This window comes from Kitasatospora sp. NPDC101108 (genome assembly GCF_055584725.1).
The window spans coordinates 1-15,757 of the sequence record NZ_JBVJLM010000039.1 but is presented as its reverse complement, the minus strand read 5'-3'; the positions used below and the strand labels follow the sequence as shown (position 1 = coordinate 15,757).

The following is a 15,757-nucleotide window of genomic DNA, read 5'->3' as shown; positions in this document are numbered from 1 at the left end:
TCGGCGGCCGCGCCGGGCGCTACTGCGCCGTCGGTCGGCGGGCACCGACCGCTCCGGCGTGTCGCGGGCCCGTCGGCAGGCGATGCCGGAGGCCGAGATGCCGGTGGGCCGGCGGAGCGGAGCGCGCCGGCGGTCGGCGAAGGGCCACGTGCGCAGGGTGCCACCTCGCCGGCCGGCAGCACTGCCACGGGCCCAACCCTGCTTGCACGGACGGAAAACGGCGGGGCAGCTGCGCCGACGCGGAGCGGCCCTGCCGAGCCGCGGGCCACCAGCGGCCAGGTCAGGTCAGTGACTGTTCCGGTGAGTCCGGCCGTTGGTGGCTTGGGCGTGCAGCGGGCGGTCCAACTCGTAGGCAGGAGACGTGGGTTGATCGGCGGGCGCCCGATGTCGGTGGCCCTCGCCACGTCGGCGGCGCCCTTCGCGGGCAGCAGCACCGCACCCATCCCCGGTTCCCGTACGGCACCGCCGCCTCCGCCTCCGCCGCCCGTGGTTCCCGCGGTCTGGCCCAACGCGCTCGCGTCCCGTGCGAACGACGACGATCCGGCTGCGGGGCCGTCGCGGTCGTCTGGGCCGTCTGGGTCGTCCCGGCCGTTACGGCCTTCCGGCGGCGGCCGGGAGGGCGGGATCGCTGCCGCTCCGCAGCACCCAGCGCCACGCCGTTCACCGAGTGCGGGGGAGAGGCGGGCCGCGACCGGGCAGTCGGTGACCGAAGCGGCGAGCGGTTCGTCCGCTCCGGGCGTGCTGCGCGGGGTCGTCGGTGCTGTGCAACGCTCGCGTTCCTCCCGTGCACTCGACCGCCAGAGCGGCCAGACGGCCGCCGATCGTCCTGCGGCGCAGGGGAGTTCGGCGCCGAGCGGTGCGCCGGGTACCGCCGAGGCCGTGGGCCGGTCGTCCGGTCCGGGCGTGCTGCGCGGGGTCGTCGCTGCGGTGCAACGCTCGCGTGCCAGGCGTGCCTCGGAGCGTGGGGGCGGCCGGCCGGCCGTCGATCGCCCTGCGGTGCAGGAGAGTTCGGGCTCCTCCGGCGCTCCGGGCGCCGCAGCGGCGGTGGGTGGGGCCGTGGCTGCCGTGCATCGTCGGCGCTCCGGGCGGACGCGGGCCAATCCTTCTTCTGCGCAGCAGAGTTCGGCTGCTCCGACGGCGACCGCGCCGGGCAGTCGGCCCCGACCTGCCCGTACGGCGGCGGCGGTGTCGCCCGCGTACGTGGTCCGGATCGCGCCCCCGCCGGTTCAGCGGGTGCCGTCACCGGAGCTGCCGGCGACGCCTTCGCCGGTGGTGCCGCGAGCCCTGCCGCCCGGGCACGCCGAGAGCACTCCGCCCGCACCCGTGGTGCGGCCCGTACCCCCGGCGAGCCAGTCGCTTCAGCGGCTGCCGGCCGTGTCCCGCCCCCTTCCGCCACCGCCACCACCGCCACCGCCACCGCCACCACCGACGCCCCCGTCACCGGTCGTCTCGCGAGCCCTGACACCCGCGCGCCCGGTCAGCACCCCGCCCGCACGCCCCGCCGGCACCCCGTCCGTACCGCCCGCGCCCGGTACGGCGCAGCTGTTGCAGCGGGTGGCCGAGCAGGCGGGCCTGTCCGGGGTGCCGTTGACCGCCGTCCCGGCGAGTCGGCCGAGCACCGTCCAGGCCGCTCCCGCGAAGGCCTCCCCGGCAGGCGGCTCCCAGGGAAAGGCCTCCCCGTCCGCCGAACCGACCGGGGCTCCCGACGGCGCCGGGCCCGCCGACCTGGACGAGCTGGCCCGGCGCCTGGTCGAACCGGTCGGCCGGCTGCTGCGCACCGAGCTGCGCCGGGGCCGGGAGCGGGCCGGCAGACCGTACGACCTGCGTCGTTGAGCGCGGGACGACCCCATCGACGTGACTGGCACCGGAAAGCAGGGAACGGGGACCGATGACCGACAACATCTTCGCGAGCAGCGTGTTCTTCAGCCTGACCATCGGCGGCAACGACCTGGGCGAGTTCACCACCTGTTCCGGCCTCGGCGCCCAGGTCGAGATCGAGCAGTACGCGGAGGGCGGCAACAACGGCTTCGCCTGGCAGCTGCCGGGCCGCATCACCTGGTCGAACATCACGCTGACCCGGGCGGTCACCGCGGACAGCGCCAAGATCGCGCGGTGGCTGGGCGAGACCGTCCGGAAGGTCGAGCCGAAGGACGGCGAGATCGTGGCGCTGCGGCCGGACCTGAGCCGGATCGTCGGCTGGCAGGTGCTGGGGATCGTCCCGGTGCGCTGGGACGGCCCGTCCTTCGACCCCGCCACCTCCCAGGCCGCGGTGGAGAGTCTGGAGATCGCCCACGCGGGTCTCCGCCCGTCCTGATCCCGGTGCCCGGCTCGCGATTCGCGGTTGGCGGTTCGCGGTTCGCGGTTCGCAATCGGCACCGAAGTCGGCCCCACCCACGTAAGGAGCAGCAGATGTCCTCGGCGGTCCCCGCGAGCGTCACCCGGGCCCAACTGACCATCATGGAGCCCCCGTCCACGGTCGGCGCCCAGCCCGGCGGCGCGATCGCGCGGCTTCCGCTGCAGTTCAACCCGGCGACCCTGGTGCTGCGCAAGACCACCGAGTGGCGGCGCACGCCGTCGCGGATGGCAGGCCAGTCGGCCCTGCCGGAGTTCGTCGGCAGCGGTCCGCGCTCGTTGTCGCTCGACGTGTTCCTGGACTCGACCGCGACCCACGACAACTCGGTGGAGCGGGCGGTGGAACAGCTGATGACGGCCTGCGTGCCCACCCCGACGAGCCTGGCGCGCAAGACGCCGGCCAGCCCGTGGATCCGGCTGGACTGGGGCACCCTGAAGACGACCTCGTTCAACGGGGTGCTGACCGGCCTGTCGGTCACCTACACGCTCTTCGACGTGGACGGCAATCCGCTGCGCGCGGTGTGCTCCCTCTCGATCGACGAGGCCAGCGTCGACCCGGCCGGGCAGAACCCGACCTCCGGTTCGCCGGAGGCCCGCAGCACCCACCGGGTGATCGCGGGCGACAGCCTGCCGCTGCTCGCCTGGCGCGCGTACGGGGACGCGACGGCCTGGCGCACCATCGCCGAGGCCAACGACATCGACGACCCGCTGGTCCTGGTCCCCGGGTCGGAGCTGATCGTGCCGGGGATCGACGAGCTCACCCGGGGCGGGCGGCGATGACCACTCCCGAGGCCCGTGGCGGCCGGCCGTTCGCCGCGGATCCCGTCGTCGAGGCACCGGGGCCGCTGCCGCCGGCCTGGGCGGCCCAGCTGGTGTCCTGCGACATCGAGGAGAGCGTGGGTCTGCCCGACACGGCGGTGCTGAGCTTCCGGGACGCGGACCACACCTTCCTGTCCGCGACGGGCATCACCATCGGCACCGAGCTGCGGGTGTCCGTGGTCACCGTGCAGGGGCACACCCAGGTGCGGCTGTTCACCGGCGAGGTGACGGCGCTGGAGCTGGAGGTGGACACCACGGGCTCGTACACCGTGGTGCGGGCCTCGGCGGTCACCCACCGGCTGATGCGCGGGCGCCGGGTGAAGGCCTTCCGGAACATGACGACCGCCGACATCGTCCGAGAGGTCGCCGCCGGTGCGGGCCTGGCCTGCGGGCGGGTCGACTCCTTCCCGGTCGTGCACCAGCAGCTCTCCCAGGCGAACGTCCCGGACTGGGAGTTCCTCCAGTTCCTGGCGGCGGAGAGCGGCGCGCAGGTGCGGGTGGACGACGACGGGAAGCTGGAGTTCGTCCGGCCGCAGCCCGCCTCCACGGCACCGGCCCCCACCACGCCCGCGCCGCAGAACCCGCTGGTGCTGGAGTACGGCCGCAACCTGCTGGAACTGCGCGGTGTGCTGACCGGCGCGGCCGGCGCGGACACGGTCGAGGCGCGCGGCTGGAACGTCACCACCAAGAGCGCCCTGGTGGCCGCCGAGCCGTCGGTGGCCTCACCGGGCGTGCTGCCGGGGATGAGCCCCTCGGTGGTGGCCTCCGCCTTCCCCGGCCGGGCCCGGCTCACGGTCGCCGACACCCCGTACCGCACCCAGGCGGAGACCACCGCCGTGGCGCGGTCGCTGGCCGCCTCGGTGGCCGCGGGCTTCGGCGAGCTGGAGGCGGTCGTCGAGGGCAATCCGCGGCTGCGGGCGGGGACCGCCGTCGCGCTGGGGAACGTCGGCGCCGCCTTCTCCGGCCGCTACACCGCCACCGGGGTGCGCCACCTGCTGGAACCGTTCCGCGGCTACCGGACCACCGTGGTGGTCAGCGCGTCGCCCGACCGCTCGCTGGCCGGACTCGCGACCGGGGGCAACGCGCCGCCGCGCGGTCCCCGGATGCCGGGTCTGGCCGTCGCCGTGGTCACCGACCTCCGGGAGCCGGGGGACGGGCAGCGCGGCTGGGTGAAACTGAAGTTCCCCTGGCTGGACGACAGTTACGTCTCCGACTGGGTGCGCACCGTGCAGTGGGGCGGCCACGGGGGCGGCGGCGTGGTCAGCCCCGAGGTCAACGACGAGGTGCTGGTCGGCTTCGAGCAGGGCGACCTGGACAGCCCGTACGTGCTGGGCGGCCTGTACAACGGCGTGGACCGGCCCTCGCCGCACGACGTGCCGCTGGTCGACGCGACGGCGGGCAAGGTCAACCGCCGTTCCGTGGTGTCCCGTTCGGGCCACCGGCTGGAGCTGCTGGACGTGCCGGGCGGCAGCTCCGGGGTCCGACTGGCCAGCGGGGACGGGAAGTTGGAGGTCCGGTTGGACCAGCGGCAGGGCGAGATCGTGCTGACCGTGCACGGCGCGGCCGGCGCCGGGACGAGTACGGTGCGCCTGTCGCCCACCGGCATCACCCTCGACGCGGGCACCGGCGCGGTCGACGTGCGCGGCGGATCGGTGACGATCCGGGGCACGACGGAGGTCGCCGTGGACGGCGGAGCCCTGGCGGTGATCAAGGGTGGCTTCGTGCACATCAACTGACGCAGCGTCAATCAGAACCAGTAGTGGAACGGAACGGAGACCGTACATGCCCCCCGCAGCCCGGAGTGGCGACCCCACCGATCACGGCGGCACCCTCGCCACCCCGCCGCCGGGCGCCCTCGCGGTGGAGACCGTGCTGATCGGCGGCCGCCCCGCGGCCGTGGTCGGCAGCCTGCACGCCTGCGTCCCGCACGCGGAGATGGGCCCCGCCAACCTGGTGGAGCCCGAACTCGGCACGGTGATCAGGGGGGTGACGCTGATCGGCGGATTCCCCGCTGCCCGGATGGGTGACAGGACCACCTGCGGCGCCGCCATCGTCGCCGGGGCGTTCAACGTGCTGATCGGAGGGCCGGCGTGACCAGCAACTTCATCGGCCGGGGCTGGGCCTTCCCGCTGCGGGTGAGCGCCACCGGCGGCATCGGCATGGTGGAGCGGGACCGGGAGATCGCGGAGGCCATCCGGTTGATCCTCGGCACCGCCCCCGGCGAGCGGCCGATGCGCCCGGAGTTCGGCTGCGGCATCCACGAGTACGTCTTCGCCCCGGGCGACAGCTCCACCGCCGGGCGGATCGCCCGCGAGGTGCGGATCGCGCTGGAACGCTGGGAGCCGCGGATCGGGGTCGACGACGTGGTGATCGCCTTCGACCGGGTCGACGAGGGCACCCTCTACATCGACGTCCACTACACCGTGCGGGCCACCAACGACCGCCGCAACCTGGTCTTTCCCTTCTACACGATCCCGGAGTCGCCGGACACCGAGTTCCCGGCGGCGGGGCCCCCGGCCGCGGGGTCCTCGGCGGCAGGGTTCCCGGCGACGGGGTTCCCGACGACGGACTTCCCGGCGACGGTGGGCGGGGGTGAGCGCTGATGGCCCTGCCCTCCCCGAACCTGGACGACCGCCGCTTCCAGCAACTCGTCGACGAGGCCAAGCGCTACGTCCAGCAGCGCGCGCCGGAGTGGACCGACCACAACGTCTCCGACCCGGGCGTCACCCTCATCGAGACCTTCGCCTACCTGGTGGACCAGCTGCTCTACCGGCTGAACCGGGTGCCGGAGAAGAACTACGCCGCCTTCCTCGACCTGCTGGGCATCCGGCTCTTCCCGCCCGCCGCGGCCCGGGCCGAGGTCGACTTCTGGCTCTCCGCCCCGCAGCCCGAGACGGTCCTGCTGCGGGCCGGTACCGAGGTCTCCACCCTGCGGACCGAGACCGACGACGCGGTGGTCTTCGCCACCGCCGAGGACCTCCCGATCGTCCCCAGCTCGCTGGAGCGGCTGGTCACCGTCTCCGCCGCGGGCGAGCACTCCGACGCGACCGCCCGGCTGGCCGACGGTGCGGACGTGCCCTGCTTCCAGCCGCGCCCGGCGGTCGGCGACGCCATGCTGTTCGCCCTGCCCGCCGTCGTCCCGCGCTGCATCCTGGCCGTCCGGCTGGACAGCCGGGTGGAGGGCGTCGGCGTCGACCCGCGCCAGCCGCCGCTGGCCTGGGAGATCTGGGACGGCGCGCGCTGGATCGGCTGCGAGACCGGCAGCGACACCACCGGCGGCCTCAACCGGCCCGGCGAGGTCGTGGTGTTCGTACCCGCCGGACACACCGCTTCGGTGGTCGCCGGCCGCCGGGCCGGCTGGCTGCGTTGCCGGGTCACCCAGCCGCACCCCGGCCAGCCGTTCTACTCCGAGTCCCCGACCGTCCGCCGGGCCGAGGTGTTCACCGTCGGCGGCACCGCGACCGCCGTCCACGCCCAGACCGTCACCGACGCGCCGCTCGGCACCTCCGAGGGCGTCGCGGGCCAGCGCTTCCGGCTCGCCCGGCCGCCGGTGCTGCTGGACGACGGGCCCCCGATGGTCGAGGTCTCGGCCGGGGACGGCTGGCAGCCGTGGACGGTCGTCGAACACTTCGGCGACTCCACGCCCGCCGACCGGCACGTGGTGCTCGACGCGACCACCGGCGAGTTCCAGCTCCCGCCCGCCGTCCGGGAGCCCGACGGCAGCCTGCGCGCCTTCGGCGCGGTGCCGCCCAAGGGCGCTCGGCTGCGCGTCCCGCGCTACCGCACCGGCGGCGGGGCGGCGGGCAACATCGCCCGCAACACCGTCACGGTGCTGCGCAGCTCCGTCCCGTACATCGCGCGGGTGGACAACCGCGAGGCGGCCAGGGGCGGGGTCGACGGCGAGACCGTGGAGAACGCCAAACTGCGCGCCCCGCACCAGCTGCGGCTGCAGGAACGCGCCGTCACCGCCGGGGACTTCGAGCTGATCGCCCGGCAGGCGGCGCCCTCCGCCGCCCGGGTCAGCTGCGTGCCCGCGGAGGACGGCGGGGCCGGGGCGGTGCGGGTGCTGGTCGTCCCCGACGCCGTCGCGGACGAGGGCGAGCGGCTGCGGTTCGAGCAGCTCATCCCCGACGAGCAGGTGCTGGCCGCCGTGGCGACCGCCCTGGACGAGCGGCGGCTGATCGGCACCCGGATCCTCGTCCAGCCGCCCACCTACCAGGGCGTGACGGTGGTCGCCCGGCTCACCACACGCGCCGCGGACCCCGACCGGGTCCGCGAGGCGACCCTCGACGCCCTCTACCGCTACCTCAACCCGCTGCGCGGCGGCGCCGACGGCTCGGGCTGGCCGTTCGGCCGGGCGGTGCAGTACGGGGAGGTGTTCGCCGTGCTCCAGCGGGTGGCCGCCGTCGCGGGGGTCGAGGAGCTGCGACTGTTCCCGGCCGACCCGATCACCGGCCGCCGGGGCGCGCCCGCCGAGCGGGTCGACGTCCCCCCGGACGCCCTGGTCTTCTCGCACCAGCACCAGATCGTGGTCACCGCGGCCGACCAGGACGGGGCGTCATGACCAGGGCCGCCGTTCCCGGGCTGGCCAGCCCGCACCCGATCGGCGAGCTGCTGCCCGCGCTGTTCGCGGACGACGACCTCGCCCAGCGCTTCACGGCCGGCCTGGACACCGTCCTCGCCCCCGTGTTCGCGACCCTGGACAACCTGCCCGCCTACTTCCGGCCCCGCCTCGCTCCCACCGACTTCCTGGACTGGCTGGCCTCCTGGCTCGCGGTGGACCTCGACCCGGCCTGGCCGGAGGAGGTCCAGCGCGCGGTGGTCGGGCGCGCCGTGGAACTGCACCGGTGGCGCGGCACCCGGCGCGGACTCGCCGAGCGGCTGCGCCTGGTGCTCGACGCCGGTTCCGAGATCGCGGACGGCGGCGGGGTCTCCTGGACGGCCGAACCCGGCGGCGCACCGCTTCCCGCGCCGGGCGGCGAGGTGCTGATCCGGGTCTGGCCGCTGCACGGCGCGGGCCTGGACGAGGACCAGGTGCTGGCCGCCGTCCGGGCGGGCTGCCCGGTCCACCTGACCTGCCGGGTCGAGATCCTGCCCGGTCCACCCGGGCGAACGGAGGGCTGACGGATGCCGGTGTGCCCGGACTGCGGGACGGCCAACGGGGAGGGGGACGACTTCTGCGGCAACTGCGGTGCGTACCTGGGGTGGTCGCGGACGGCCGCCGCGGCGCCCGCACCGGCACCGGCACCGGCGGCTCCCGTGCGGACCGAATCGGCGCCGGCGCCGAGGGCCGGCGCGCCGGAGACCGGGTCCACGGCTCGGGCCGAGCCCCCTGCCTCCGCCGAAGCCGCTGCGCCCGCCGAAGCCGCTGCGCCCGTCGAGTCCGCTGCGCCCGCCGTACCCGAGACCGGGCGCACCGAGTCCACCTGGCGGAACGTTTCCCGCCGGGTCACCGCGCGCAGCAGGCGGAACCAGCCGCCCGCCCCGGCCGCCGCGCCACCGCCCGAACCCGTCGAGGAGCCCCGGGCCCCGCAGGCTCCCGCGCCGACTCCGTCCCCGGCGCCCGCCGCCACCCCCACCCCGGCGCCGGTGCCCCCGCAGGCCCCCGCCCCCGACCCGAAGGCCGACCCGCAAACCGGACCGGAAGGCCGACCGCAGGCCGATCCGGTGGCCGTCCAGCCCGCCAAGCCCGTCGCACCGCGCCCCGTCGTCCGGGCGTCCGCGGCCGACGAGGTCCAGGACGGCCCGCCCTGCCCCCGGTGCGGCACCCCCAACCTGCCCGAGCGCCGGTTCTGCCGCCGCTGCGCCGCGCCGCTGTCCGTCACCGCGCCGCCGTCGAAACTGCCCTGGTGGCGGACCCGTTGGCCGTTCCGCCGCCGGGTGCGGATCGGCGGCTCGGGCAACGCGCTGCGCCGCACCATCGCTCTGGTCGTGCTGGCCGCCCTGGTGGTGGCGGGAATCCTGCTGTATCCGGTCGGCGTGAGCGCCTTCCAGGACGTGCTGGACAAGGTCCGCAGCACCGCCCCGATCACCCCCTCGCTGACCTCGGCGAGCGCCGCCGTCGAGGGCCATCCGGCGACCGCGGCCGCCGACGGCCTCAGCAACAGCTACTGGGGGGCGCCCGCCATCGGCGATTCGGTCAGCTTCAGTTTCCGCACCCCGTTCCGGCTGGTCGACCTGATCATCCACACCGGCGCCTCCGCGGACCCGGAGCAGTTCCGGCGCCAGGGCCGTCCGCTGGTGCTGTCCCTGGAGGTCACCTCCTCGGGCGGGGAACTGCACCGCAGGGAGCTCACCCTCAACGACCAGCCGGGCCCGCAGACCGTGACGACCGGGATCAGCGACGTCGTCCAGGTGAAGCTCACCGTCCGCGAGGCGGCCGGGACCGGTCCTGGCCGCACCATCGCCCTGGCGGAGGTGGAGTTCTTCAAACGCACCTGAGCAAACACACCTGAGCCCACCGGAGCGGCGGCGTCGGAGGAAGTGGAGGCGGTTCAGCGAGACCTCCTTGGCTGGCAGCGAACAGCGGCCCCGGGACGAGGGGCCGGCAGGCGGTCCGCCCGGTTCCCTGCTCCGGCGACCGGGCCGCCGACGACCAGGTGGCCGGAATCCTCGGCGACCTCCACCCCGGCCGCAGGGGCGCCCAGGTCTCCATCGACCACGGCTTTCGGACAAGGTGGGGCGCCGGGACGGAATTCTTGGATCCTCCGCTGAATTTTCACGCCACCACCACCTAGGGTGACTCTCGTTCCGCCGCCGGGAGTCCGGCTCGTCGGGACTCCGACTATCCCCAACACCCTTGGAGCGCACGGAATATGATTCTTAGTCAGCTGTGGAAACGTGCGACGGCGCTGGTCGTCGGCCGGGGCGCCGGGGCCGTCGCGGCGGCGGTCGCCCTGGTCGCGGCCGTCGCCCTGGGCGGCACGGTCTCGGGCATGTCCGTGGCGGAGGCCAAGCCCGCGTGGGGCTTCGCCGGCAAGTGGGCCTGCTCCGGGCAGCCCGTGGCCGCCGGGAACGTCATCACGGACCACGACCCCGCGGGCTGTGGCGGCTACGGCTCCTGGTACCAGCAGCCGGTCAAGGACGGGATGTGGACCTGTTCCGGCTCCCCGGTGGTGTCCGGTTACGTGATCACGGACCACCTGACCTCCGGCTGCCGCGGGATCGGCGCGTGGCGCCACAACCTCGTCCGCGACGGCATCTGGACCTGCTCCGGCTCGCCCGTCGTACCCGGCTACGTCATCAGCAACCACCTGCGGGCCGGCTGCGGCGGCATCGGCGCCTGGCAGCACAGCCTGCCGCACGACGGGATCTGGACCTGCTCGGGCTCCCCGGTGGTGGCCGGCTACGTGATCACCGGCCACATCACGGCCGGCTGCGACGGCGCCGGGGCCTGGCGCCACAACACCGCCCGCGTGGGCCTGTGGACCTGCCCGGGTTCCCCGGTCCCGCCCGGCTTCCGTTCCACCAGCTACAACGCCGGCGCCTGCGACGGCCTCGGCGGCTGGGTGCTCGCCCGCGCCTAGGTGTGAACGCCCGCGCCCAGGGGTGAACGCCCGGGCCGTCCCGGCGCCCGACCGGCGCCGGGACGGCCCCGTCAGCGGCTCCGGTCCGCCAGGACGGCCTGCGCCGCGTTGTGCCCCGGGATGCCGCTGACGCCGCCGCCGCGCACGGCGCCCGCCCCGCACAGCAGGACGTTCGGGCGGGCCGTGGCCACGCCCCAGCGGGTGGCGGCGTCCGGCGGCTCCTCGTCGGCGAAGGGGAAGGCGAGATCCCGGTGGAAGATGTGGCCGCCCGGCAGGCCGATCTCCCGCTCCAGCTCCGGCGGCGTCCGGGCCTCGACGCAGGGCCGTCCGTCGGCGTCCGTGGCCAGGCAGTCGGCGATCGGCTCGGCCAGCACCGCGTCCAGCTGCGACAGGCTCGCGGCCAGGGCGCGCTCCTTGGCCGCAGGGTCGCCGAACAGCCGGGCGGGCATGTGCAGACCGAACAGGGTCAGGGTCTGCAGCCCCTGCCGGGCGGACTCCGGGCCCAGGATCGACGGGTCGGTCAGCGTGTGGCAGTAGATCTCGGACGGCGGCGCCGAGGGCATCCGACCGGCCAGCGCCTCGGCGTACGCGGTCTCCAACTGGCGGTAGCCCTCGGCGATGTGGAAGGTTCCGGCGAAGGCATCGCGCGGGTCGGCGGCGGCGTCCCGCAGCCGCGGCAGGCGGCGCAGCACCATGTTGACCTTCAGCTGGGAGCCCTCCGGCGCGGGCCCCGACTCCTCGCCCAGCAGCCGGGCCAGGACGGCCGGCGCGGCGTTCACCAGGACCTTGGGCGCCGCCACCGTCGTTTCGCCGTCCCGGTGCCGGTACGTCACCTCGGCGTCACCGCGGCCGTCGGTGGCGACGGCGGTGACCTCGCAGTCGGTCCGGATCTCCGCGCCGGCCGTCAGCGCAGCCCCGGCCAGTGCGTCGGTCACCGCGCCCATCCCGCCGACCGGGACGTCCCAGTCGCCGGTTCCGTTGCCGATCACGTGGTAGAGGAAGCAGCGGTTCTGCCGGAGTCCGGGGTCGTGGGCGTGGGTGAAGGTGCCGATCAGCGCGTCCGTCAGGACCACCCCGCGCACCAGGTCGTCCGTGAAGGCACGTTCGACGGTCTCGCCGAGCGGCCGCTCGAACAGGGCCGTCCAGGCCGCCTCGTCGTCGACCAGTCGGCGCAGCTCGGCGCGGGCGGGCAGCGGCTCGGTGAGCGTCGGGAACACCCGCCGGGCGACTTCCCCGGTCATCCCGTAGAAGCGCTGCCAGGCCTGCCACTCCCGGTCGCCGCCGGTCAGCGCCCGGAACGACTCCCGGGTCCGGTCGGGGTCGGCCGCGTCGACCAGCAGGCCGGTGGGCTTCCCGTCCCGCTCGGTGGGCGTGTAGGAGGCGATCCGGCGCCGGCGCAGCTCCAGCCGCAGTCCGAGGTCCCGGACCACCTTCCGCGGCAGCAGGCTGACCAGGTAGGAGTAGCGCGACAGCCGGGCGTCCACGCCCGGGAAGGCGCGGGTGGAGACGGCGGCCCCGCCGACCCGGGGCAGCCGTTCGAGGACCAGCACCCGTCGGCCGGCCCGTGCCAGGTAGGCCGCGGCCACCAGTCCGTTGTGCCCGCCGCCGACGATCACGGCGTCGTACCGGGAAGACACGATCGTGGTCATCCGGTCACGGTACGGCACCCGGGCGGGCCGGGGAACAGGGTGCGCACGCAGGCCGGTCCGAGGGTGCCGGCCCGTCCCGCAGGGCACCCTGTCGGTGCCGGTGGCTAGGGTCTGCGGCATGGCGACAGTGATCTTCGTCGACGAGACGACATCGGGGGTGCGGCGGGACGCGTGGCGGCTCGCCGTCGCCGAGGAGCGGTTGACGCTGCGCGAGCTGATCCGCCGCCGGGTGCACCGGGAGGTGGCCGAACACGATGCCGGCCGCCCCGGGGCGTTCCACCGCCCCGTGCAGCCGACGCCGGTCGAGCGGACCCTCAACGGGGACCACCGGCGGCCGGAGGCGGATCGTGCGGTCGACCCCGAGCGGCAGTTCCTCGACGCCGTCGAGGCGTTCGGCCGCAACGGCTTCCTGGTGCTCGTCGGTGACCGGCAGATCGAGGACCTGGACGCCGAGCTGGACCTGCGCGCCGACACCGAGGTGTGCTTCCTGAAACTCGTTCCGCTGGTGGGTGGCTGATGACGACGACCGATCCCTTCGACTCCGCGGCGGCCCGGCTGCTCGACGCGCTCGACACCGGCCACGTGGACGGGATCGTGGCGGCGCTGTCGGAGGTCGACGCCGCCATAGGCGGCGACTGGTCCGACGAGCGGGTGCAGCCCGTCCGCGAGCGGCTGCTCGAACTGCACCGGAACACCCGGGCCGCGCTGGTGGCGGGCCTGGTGCAGTGGACGCTGATGCTGTGGCGGCCCGTGGAGACCGAGCGGATCAGGCGGGAACGCACCGCGCTGATCCACCTGGCCGCCACGGTGTCCCGGGGCTTCCCGCCGGGGCCGGCCCGTGAGCTCCGCGAGGACCGCCTGCACCTGATGGGCCGCCAGTGGCTCCTCACCGAGCTCCACGAGGCGGAGGCGCTGATCGGCGAGGAGATCGCCGCGGGCCGGCCGGTCGACGCCGCGGTGGTCGCCGGCGTCCGTCGCAGCGCCCTGTCGATCCGGCCCCACCACAGCGCCGTCGTCGACCTGGCGGCGGCGCTCACCGAGCCGCTGCTCAGCCCCGGCGAGGCCTGGGCCGACCGGGTCCTCGCCGACGTCGCCGAACTCGACGCCGAGTTCCATGACGCCCGGCTCGGTGCGCGGCGCGGTCCGGCCGGGGGAGGGGGCGGCCCCTGGGCGGCCCTGCTCAAGCACGCCTTCGAGGCCAAGTCGGCGAAGCCCACCGGCCGTTGGGAGCGGGCCGGGAGGGAGCTGATCGACGCGGTCGGTCCGGAACGGGCCCGCGAGCGGATGACCGAGTGGCTCTCGCTGGTCGGCCGCCCGCGCACCCTCGAACTGGTCGCGGACCCGGACGGCGCGGGCGCCGGCCAGCTCGACCCGTACAACCTGGACGCGCTGCGCGGAATCGCCCTGCTGCTGCCCCTGGCCCCCGCCCGTCCCGAGAGCGCCCGGGTGCTGGGGCGACTGGTGGAGCACGCGCTGCGCAAGGTGCCCGGCATCGGCCCCCAGGCGCCCAAGGTGGCCAACGCCGCCGTGCACGGCCTCGCCCGCCTGGACGGCGAGGAGGGGCTCGCCCAACTGGCCGTCCTCACCACCCGGGTGACGTACAAGGGCACCGTCAAGGAACTCGACAAGGCGCTCCGGGACCGGGCTGCGGCGCTCGGCCTCGGCCGGGCCGAGATCGAGGAACTCGCCGTCCCCAGCTACGGAATGACGGAGCCGGGCCGACGCGTCGAGCGCTTCGGCGACGCCCGGGTGGAGCTGCTGGTGGAAGGCACCCGGGTGCGGCAGACCTGGTACAACGAGGCCGGCCGCCCGGTGAAGTCCCCGCCGGCCTCGGTGCGCCGCGAACACGCCGACGCGCTGAAGGAGTTCAAGGCGGAGGTCAAGGATCTGGAGAAGATGCTGACCGCCCAGTCCGAGCGGCTGGACCGGCAGTTCCTGGCCCGGCGCAGCTGGCGGTACGGCGCCTGGCGGGAGCGCATCGTGGACCACCCGCTGGTCGGTACCGTGGCCCGTCGGCTGATCTGGACCGTCGACGGCACGGCCTGCGCCTGGCTGGACGGCGCGCTGCGCACCCTGACCGGCGACGAGCCCGCGCCCGCCGCCGACGCGGTGGTCGAACTGTGGCACCCGGTCGGCCACCCGGCCGAGGAGGTGCTTGCCTGGCGCGCCCTGCTGGAACGCCACCGAGTCGTCCAGCCCTTCAAGCAGGCGCACCGGGAGGTGTACCTGCTCACCCCGGCGGAGGAGCACACCCGGGTCTACTCCAACCGCTTCGCCGCACACGTGCTGCGCCAGCACCGGTTCCACGCGCTGGCGGGCGCACGGGGCTGGCACAGCCAGCTGCAGTTGGCGGTGGACAACTCCGTCGCGGCTCCGAAGCGCCTGCTGCCCGAGTGGGGCCTGCGCGCCGAGTTCTGGGTGAACGGCACGGACGCGGACTGGGGAGAGACCTTCGACCACCTGGGCACCGACCAGGTGCGCTTCTACCCGATCGACGCGCCGGAGAACCTCACCCACGCGGGCAGCGGCCGGTTCGGCCCGCTCATGGTCCCGGGAGTCGAGACACCCGAGCCGGTGCCGCTCACGGAGGTGCCGCCCCTGGTGCTGAGCGAGGTACTGCGCGACGTGGACCTGTTCGTGGGCGTGTGCAGTGTCGGCAACGACCCGACCTGGTCGGACGGCGGGCCGGAGGGGCGCTACCGCGACTACTGGCGGGATTACGGCTTCGGCGAGTTGTCGCAGAGCGCCCGCGAGCGCGGCGAGCTGCTGGCGCGGCTGCTGCCCCGGCTGGCGGTCGGGGCGCGCTGCACGGTGGAGGGGCGCTTCCTGGAGGTGCGCGGCGAACTGCACACGTACCGCATCCACCTGGGCTCGGGCAACGTCCTGATGACGCCCGACGACCGCTACCTGTGCATCGTGCCGGCCTCGGACGGCCCGGCCGACGGGCCGGCGGGTGCCCCGGACGGTTCGTATCTGCCGTACCTGCCGTTCGAGGGCGACCGGATGCTGGCGGTCATCCTCAGCAAGGCGGTCATGCTGGCCGATGACACGGCGATCACCGATCCGGCGATCACCGCCCAACTGGGGCAGCGCTGACCGCCCGTGGGGCAGAGCCCGGTGGCTTCACCTGGTGCAAGACAGCCCTGCCCGGGGCCATCGGACCTCCTCGGCGGCAGCCCCGGGCAGGGCATTTGTTTCGAGCGCCGAGTAGGGGTACTGTCTCCCAGTCGCTCGGCAGGGAGCACCGGACACGCAGGATCTGCGCGGACGGTCCCGGGGCGGCCAATCCCTCAGAAACACCAGGTATCGCTTTGGTGTGCCTGTTTATCGGGATTGCGACTGGATTCGGCTGGATTCGCTTTTCGGAGCGGGGGTCGGCTAGAGTTTGGAACGTCGGACGGGGCGTCAAGC

Annotated in this window: 13 protein-coding genes; 12 read left to right on the top strand and 1 reads right to left on the bottom strand. The window is 74.8% G+C overall.

Features of this window, described 5'->3' with window-relative positions:
• The first annotated feature begins 1,545 nt into the window (after window positions 1-1,545).
• The 10 genes from ACZ6Z8_RS38030 to ACZ6Z8_RS37985 all read left to right on the top strand — a co-directional run bounded on the left by ACZ6Z8_RS38030 (window position 1,546) and on the right by ACZ6Z8_RS37985 (window position 10,697).
• Window positions 1,546-1,833 (top strand): hypothetical protein, encoded by a 288-nt coding sequence (locus tag ACZ6Z8_RS38030; protein ID WP_465614536.1) that lies wholly within the window; start codon window positions 1,546-1,548, stop codon window positions 1,831-1,833.
• Between the two features lie 55 nt (window positions 1,834-1,888).
• Window positions 1,889-2,314 carry a phage tail protein gene (locus ACZ6Z8_RS38025; protein WP_402829961.1) on the top strand — a complete coding sequence of 142 codons (426 nt, stop codon included), beginning with the start codon at window positions 1,889-1,891 and terminating at the stop codon, window positions 2,312-2,314.
• Window positions 2,315-2,409: 95 nt separating this feature from the next.
• On the top strand, window positions 2,410-3,132 hold the full coding sequence (locus ACZ6Z8_RS38020) for a CIS tube protein (protein ID WP_402829963.1): 723 nt from the start codon (window positions 2,410-2,412) through the stop codon (window positions 3,130-3,132).
• A complete protein-coding gene (locus tag ACZ6Z8_RS38015) occupies window positions 3,129-4,907 on the top strand; it encodes a VgrG-related protein (protein ID WP_465614535.1) in 1,779 nt (592 codons plus the stop codon). The genes ACZ6Z8_RS38020 and ACZ6Z8_RS38015 overlap by 4 nt, the downstream gene beginning before the upstream one ends.
• Window positions 4,908-4,953: 46 nt before the next feature.
• Window positions 4,954-5,265, top strand: coding sequence for a PAAR domain-containing protein (locus tag ACZ6Z8_RS38010; protein WP_465614534.1), 312 nt, complete (start codon window positions 4,954-4,956; stop codon window positions 5,263-5,265).
• Window positions 5,262-5,774, top strand: coding sequence for a GPW/gp25 family protein (locus ACZ6Z8_RS38005; RefSeq protein ID WP_465614533.1), 513 nt, complete (start codon window positions 5,262-5,264; stop codon window positions 5,772-5,774). Before ACZ6Z8_RS38010 ends, ACZ6Z8_RS38005 begins: the two co-directional genes overlap by 4 nt.
• Window positions 5,774-7,735: a putative baseplate assembly protein gene (locus tag ACZ6Z8_RS38000; RefSeq protein ID WP_465614532.1), complete on the top strand. Its 1,962-nt coding sequence runs from the start codon at window positions 5,774-5,776 to the stop codon at window positions 7,733-7,735. The genes ACZ6Z8_RS38005 and ACZ6Z8_RS38000 overlap by 1 nt, the downstream gene beginning before the upstream one ends.
• Entirely contained in the window at window positions 7,732-8,295 is a 564-nt protein-coding gene (locus tag ACZ6Z8_RS37995; protein ID WP_465614531.1) for a phage tail protein I, read from the top strand. Before ACZ6Z8_RS38000 ends, ACZ6Z8_RS37995 begins: the two co-directional genes overlap by 4 nt.
• A 465-nt stretch (window positions 8,296-8,760) precedes the next feature.
• On the top strand, window positions 8,761-9,612 hold the full coding sequence (locus ACZ6Z8_RS37990) for an NADase-type glycan-binding domain-containing protein (RefSeq protein WP_465614530.1): 852 nt from the start codon (window positions 8,761-8,763) through the stop codon (window positions 9,610-9,612).
• Between the two features lie 374 nt (window positions 9,613-9,986).
• A complete protein-coding gene (locus tag ACZ6Z8_RS37985) occupies window positions 9,987-10,697 on the top strand; it encodes a hypothetical protein (RefSeq protein ID WP_465614529.1) in 711 nt (236 codons plus the stop codon).
• A 71-nt stretch (window positions 10,698-10,768) separates the two neighbouring features.
• Here the strand turns inward: ACZ6Z8_RS37985 and ACZ6Z8_RS37980 are convergent, their stop codons facing one another.
• Complete coding sequence (locus ACZ6Z8_RS37980; RefSeq protein ID WP_465614528.1) at window positions 10,769-12,346, bottom strand: phytoene desaturase family protein; 1,578 nt, start codon at window positions 12,344-12,346, stop codon at window positions 10,769-10,771.
• Window positions 12,347-12,464: 118 nt separating this feature from the next.
• Here ACZ6Z8_RS37980 and ACZ6Z8_RS37975 point away from each other — a divergent pair, with 118 nt between their 5' ends.
• Window positions 12,465-12,863, top strand: coding sequence for a hypothetical protein (locus ACZ6Z8_RS37975; RefSeq protein WP_465614527.1), 399 nt, complete (start codon window positions 12,465-12,467; stop codon window positions 12,861-12,863).
• Window positions 12,863-15,442 (top strand): DUF4132 domain-containing protein, encoded by a 2,580-nt coding sequence (locus ACZ6Z8_RS37970; RefSeq protein ID WP_465614526.1) that lies wholly within the window; start codon window positions 12,863-12,865, stop codon window positions 15,440-15,442. Before ACZ6Z8_RS37975 ends, ACZ6Z8_RS37970 begins: the two co-directional genes overlap by 1 nt.
• Window positions 15,443-15,757: the final 315 nt, after the last annotated feature.

Excerpts from the sequence above, each read along its gene's own strand:
- ACZ6Z8_RS38025 (WP_402829961.1), top strand. The coding sequence starts at position 1,889 with ATGACCGACAACATCTTCGCGAGCAGCGTGTTCTTCAGCCTGACCATC.
- ACZ6Z8_RS38020 (WP_402829963.1), top strand. The coding sequence starts at position 2,410 with ATGTCCTCGGCGGTCCCCGCGAGCGTCACCCGGGCCCAACTGACCATC.
- ACZ6Z8_RS38015 (WP_465614535.1), top strand. The coding sequence starts at position 3,129 with ATGACCACTCCCGAGGCCCGTGGCGGCCGGCCGTTCGCCGCGGATCCC.
- ACZ6Z8_RS38010 (WP_465614534.1), top strand. The coding sequence starts at position 4,954 with ATGCCCCCCGCAGCCCGGAGTGGCGACCCCACCGATCACGGCGGCACC.
- ACZ6Z8_RS38000 (WP_465614532.1), top strand. The coding sequence starts at position 5,774 with ATGGCCCTGCCCTCCCCGAACCTGGACGACCGCCGCTTCCAGCAACTC.
- ACZ6Z8_RS37995 (WP_465614531.1), top strand. The coding sequence starts at position 7,732 with ATGACCAGGGCCGCCGTTCCCGGGCTGGCCAGCCCGCACCCGATCGGC.
- ACZ6Z8_RS37985 (WP_465614529.1), top strand. The coding sequence starts at position 9,987 with ATGATTCTTAGTCAGCTGTGGAAACGTGCGACGGCGCTGGTCGTCGGC.
- ACZ6Z8_RS37980 (WP_465614528.1), bottom strand. The coding sequence starts at position 12,346 with ATGACCACGATCGTGTCTTCCCGGTACGACGCCGTGATCGTCGGCGGC.
- ACZ6Z8_RS37975 (WP_465614527.1), top strand. The coding sequence starts at position 12,465 with ATGGCGACAGTGATCTTCGTCGACGAGACGACATCGGGGGTGCGGCGG.
- ACZ6Z8_RS37970 (WP_465614526.1), top strand. The coding sequence starts at position 12,863 with ATGACGACGACCGATCCCTTCGACTCCGCGGCGGCCCGGCTGCTCGAC.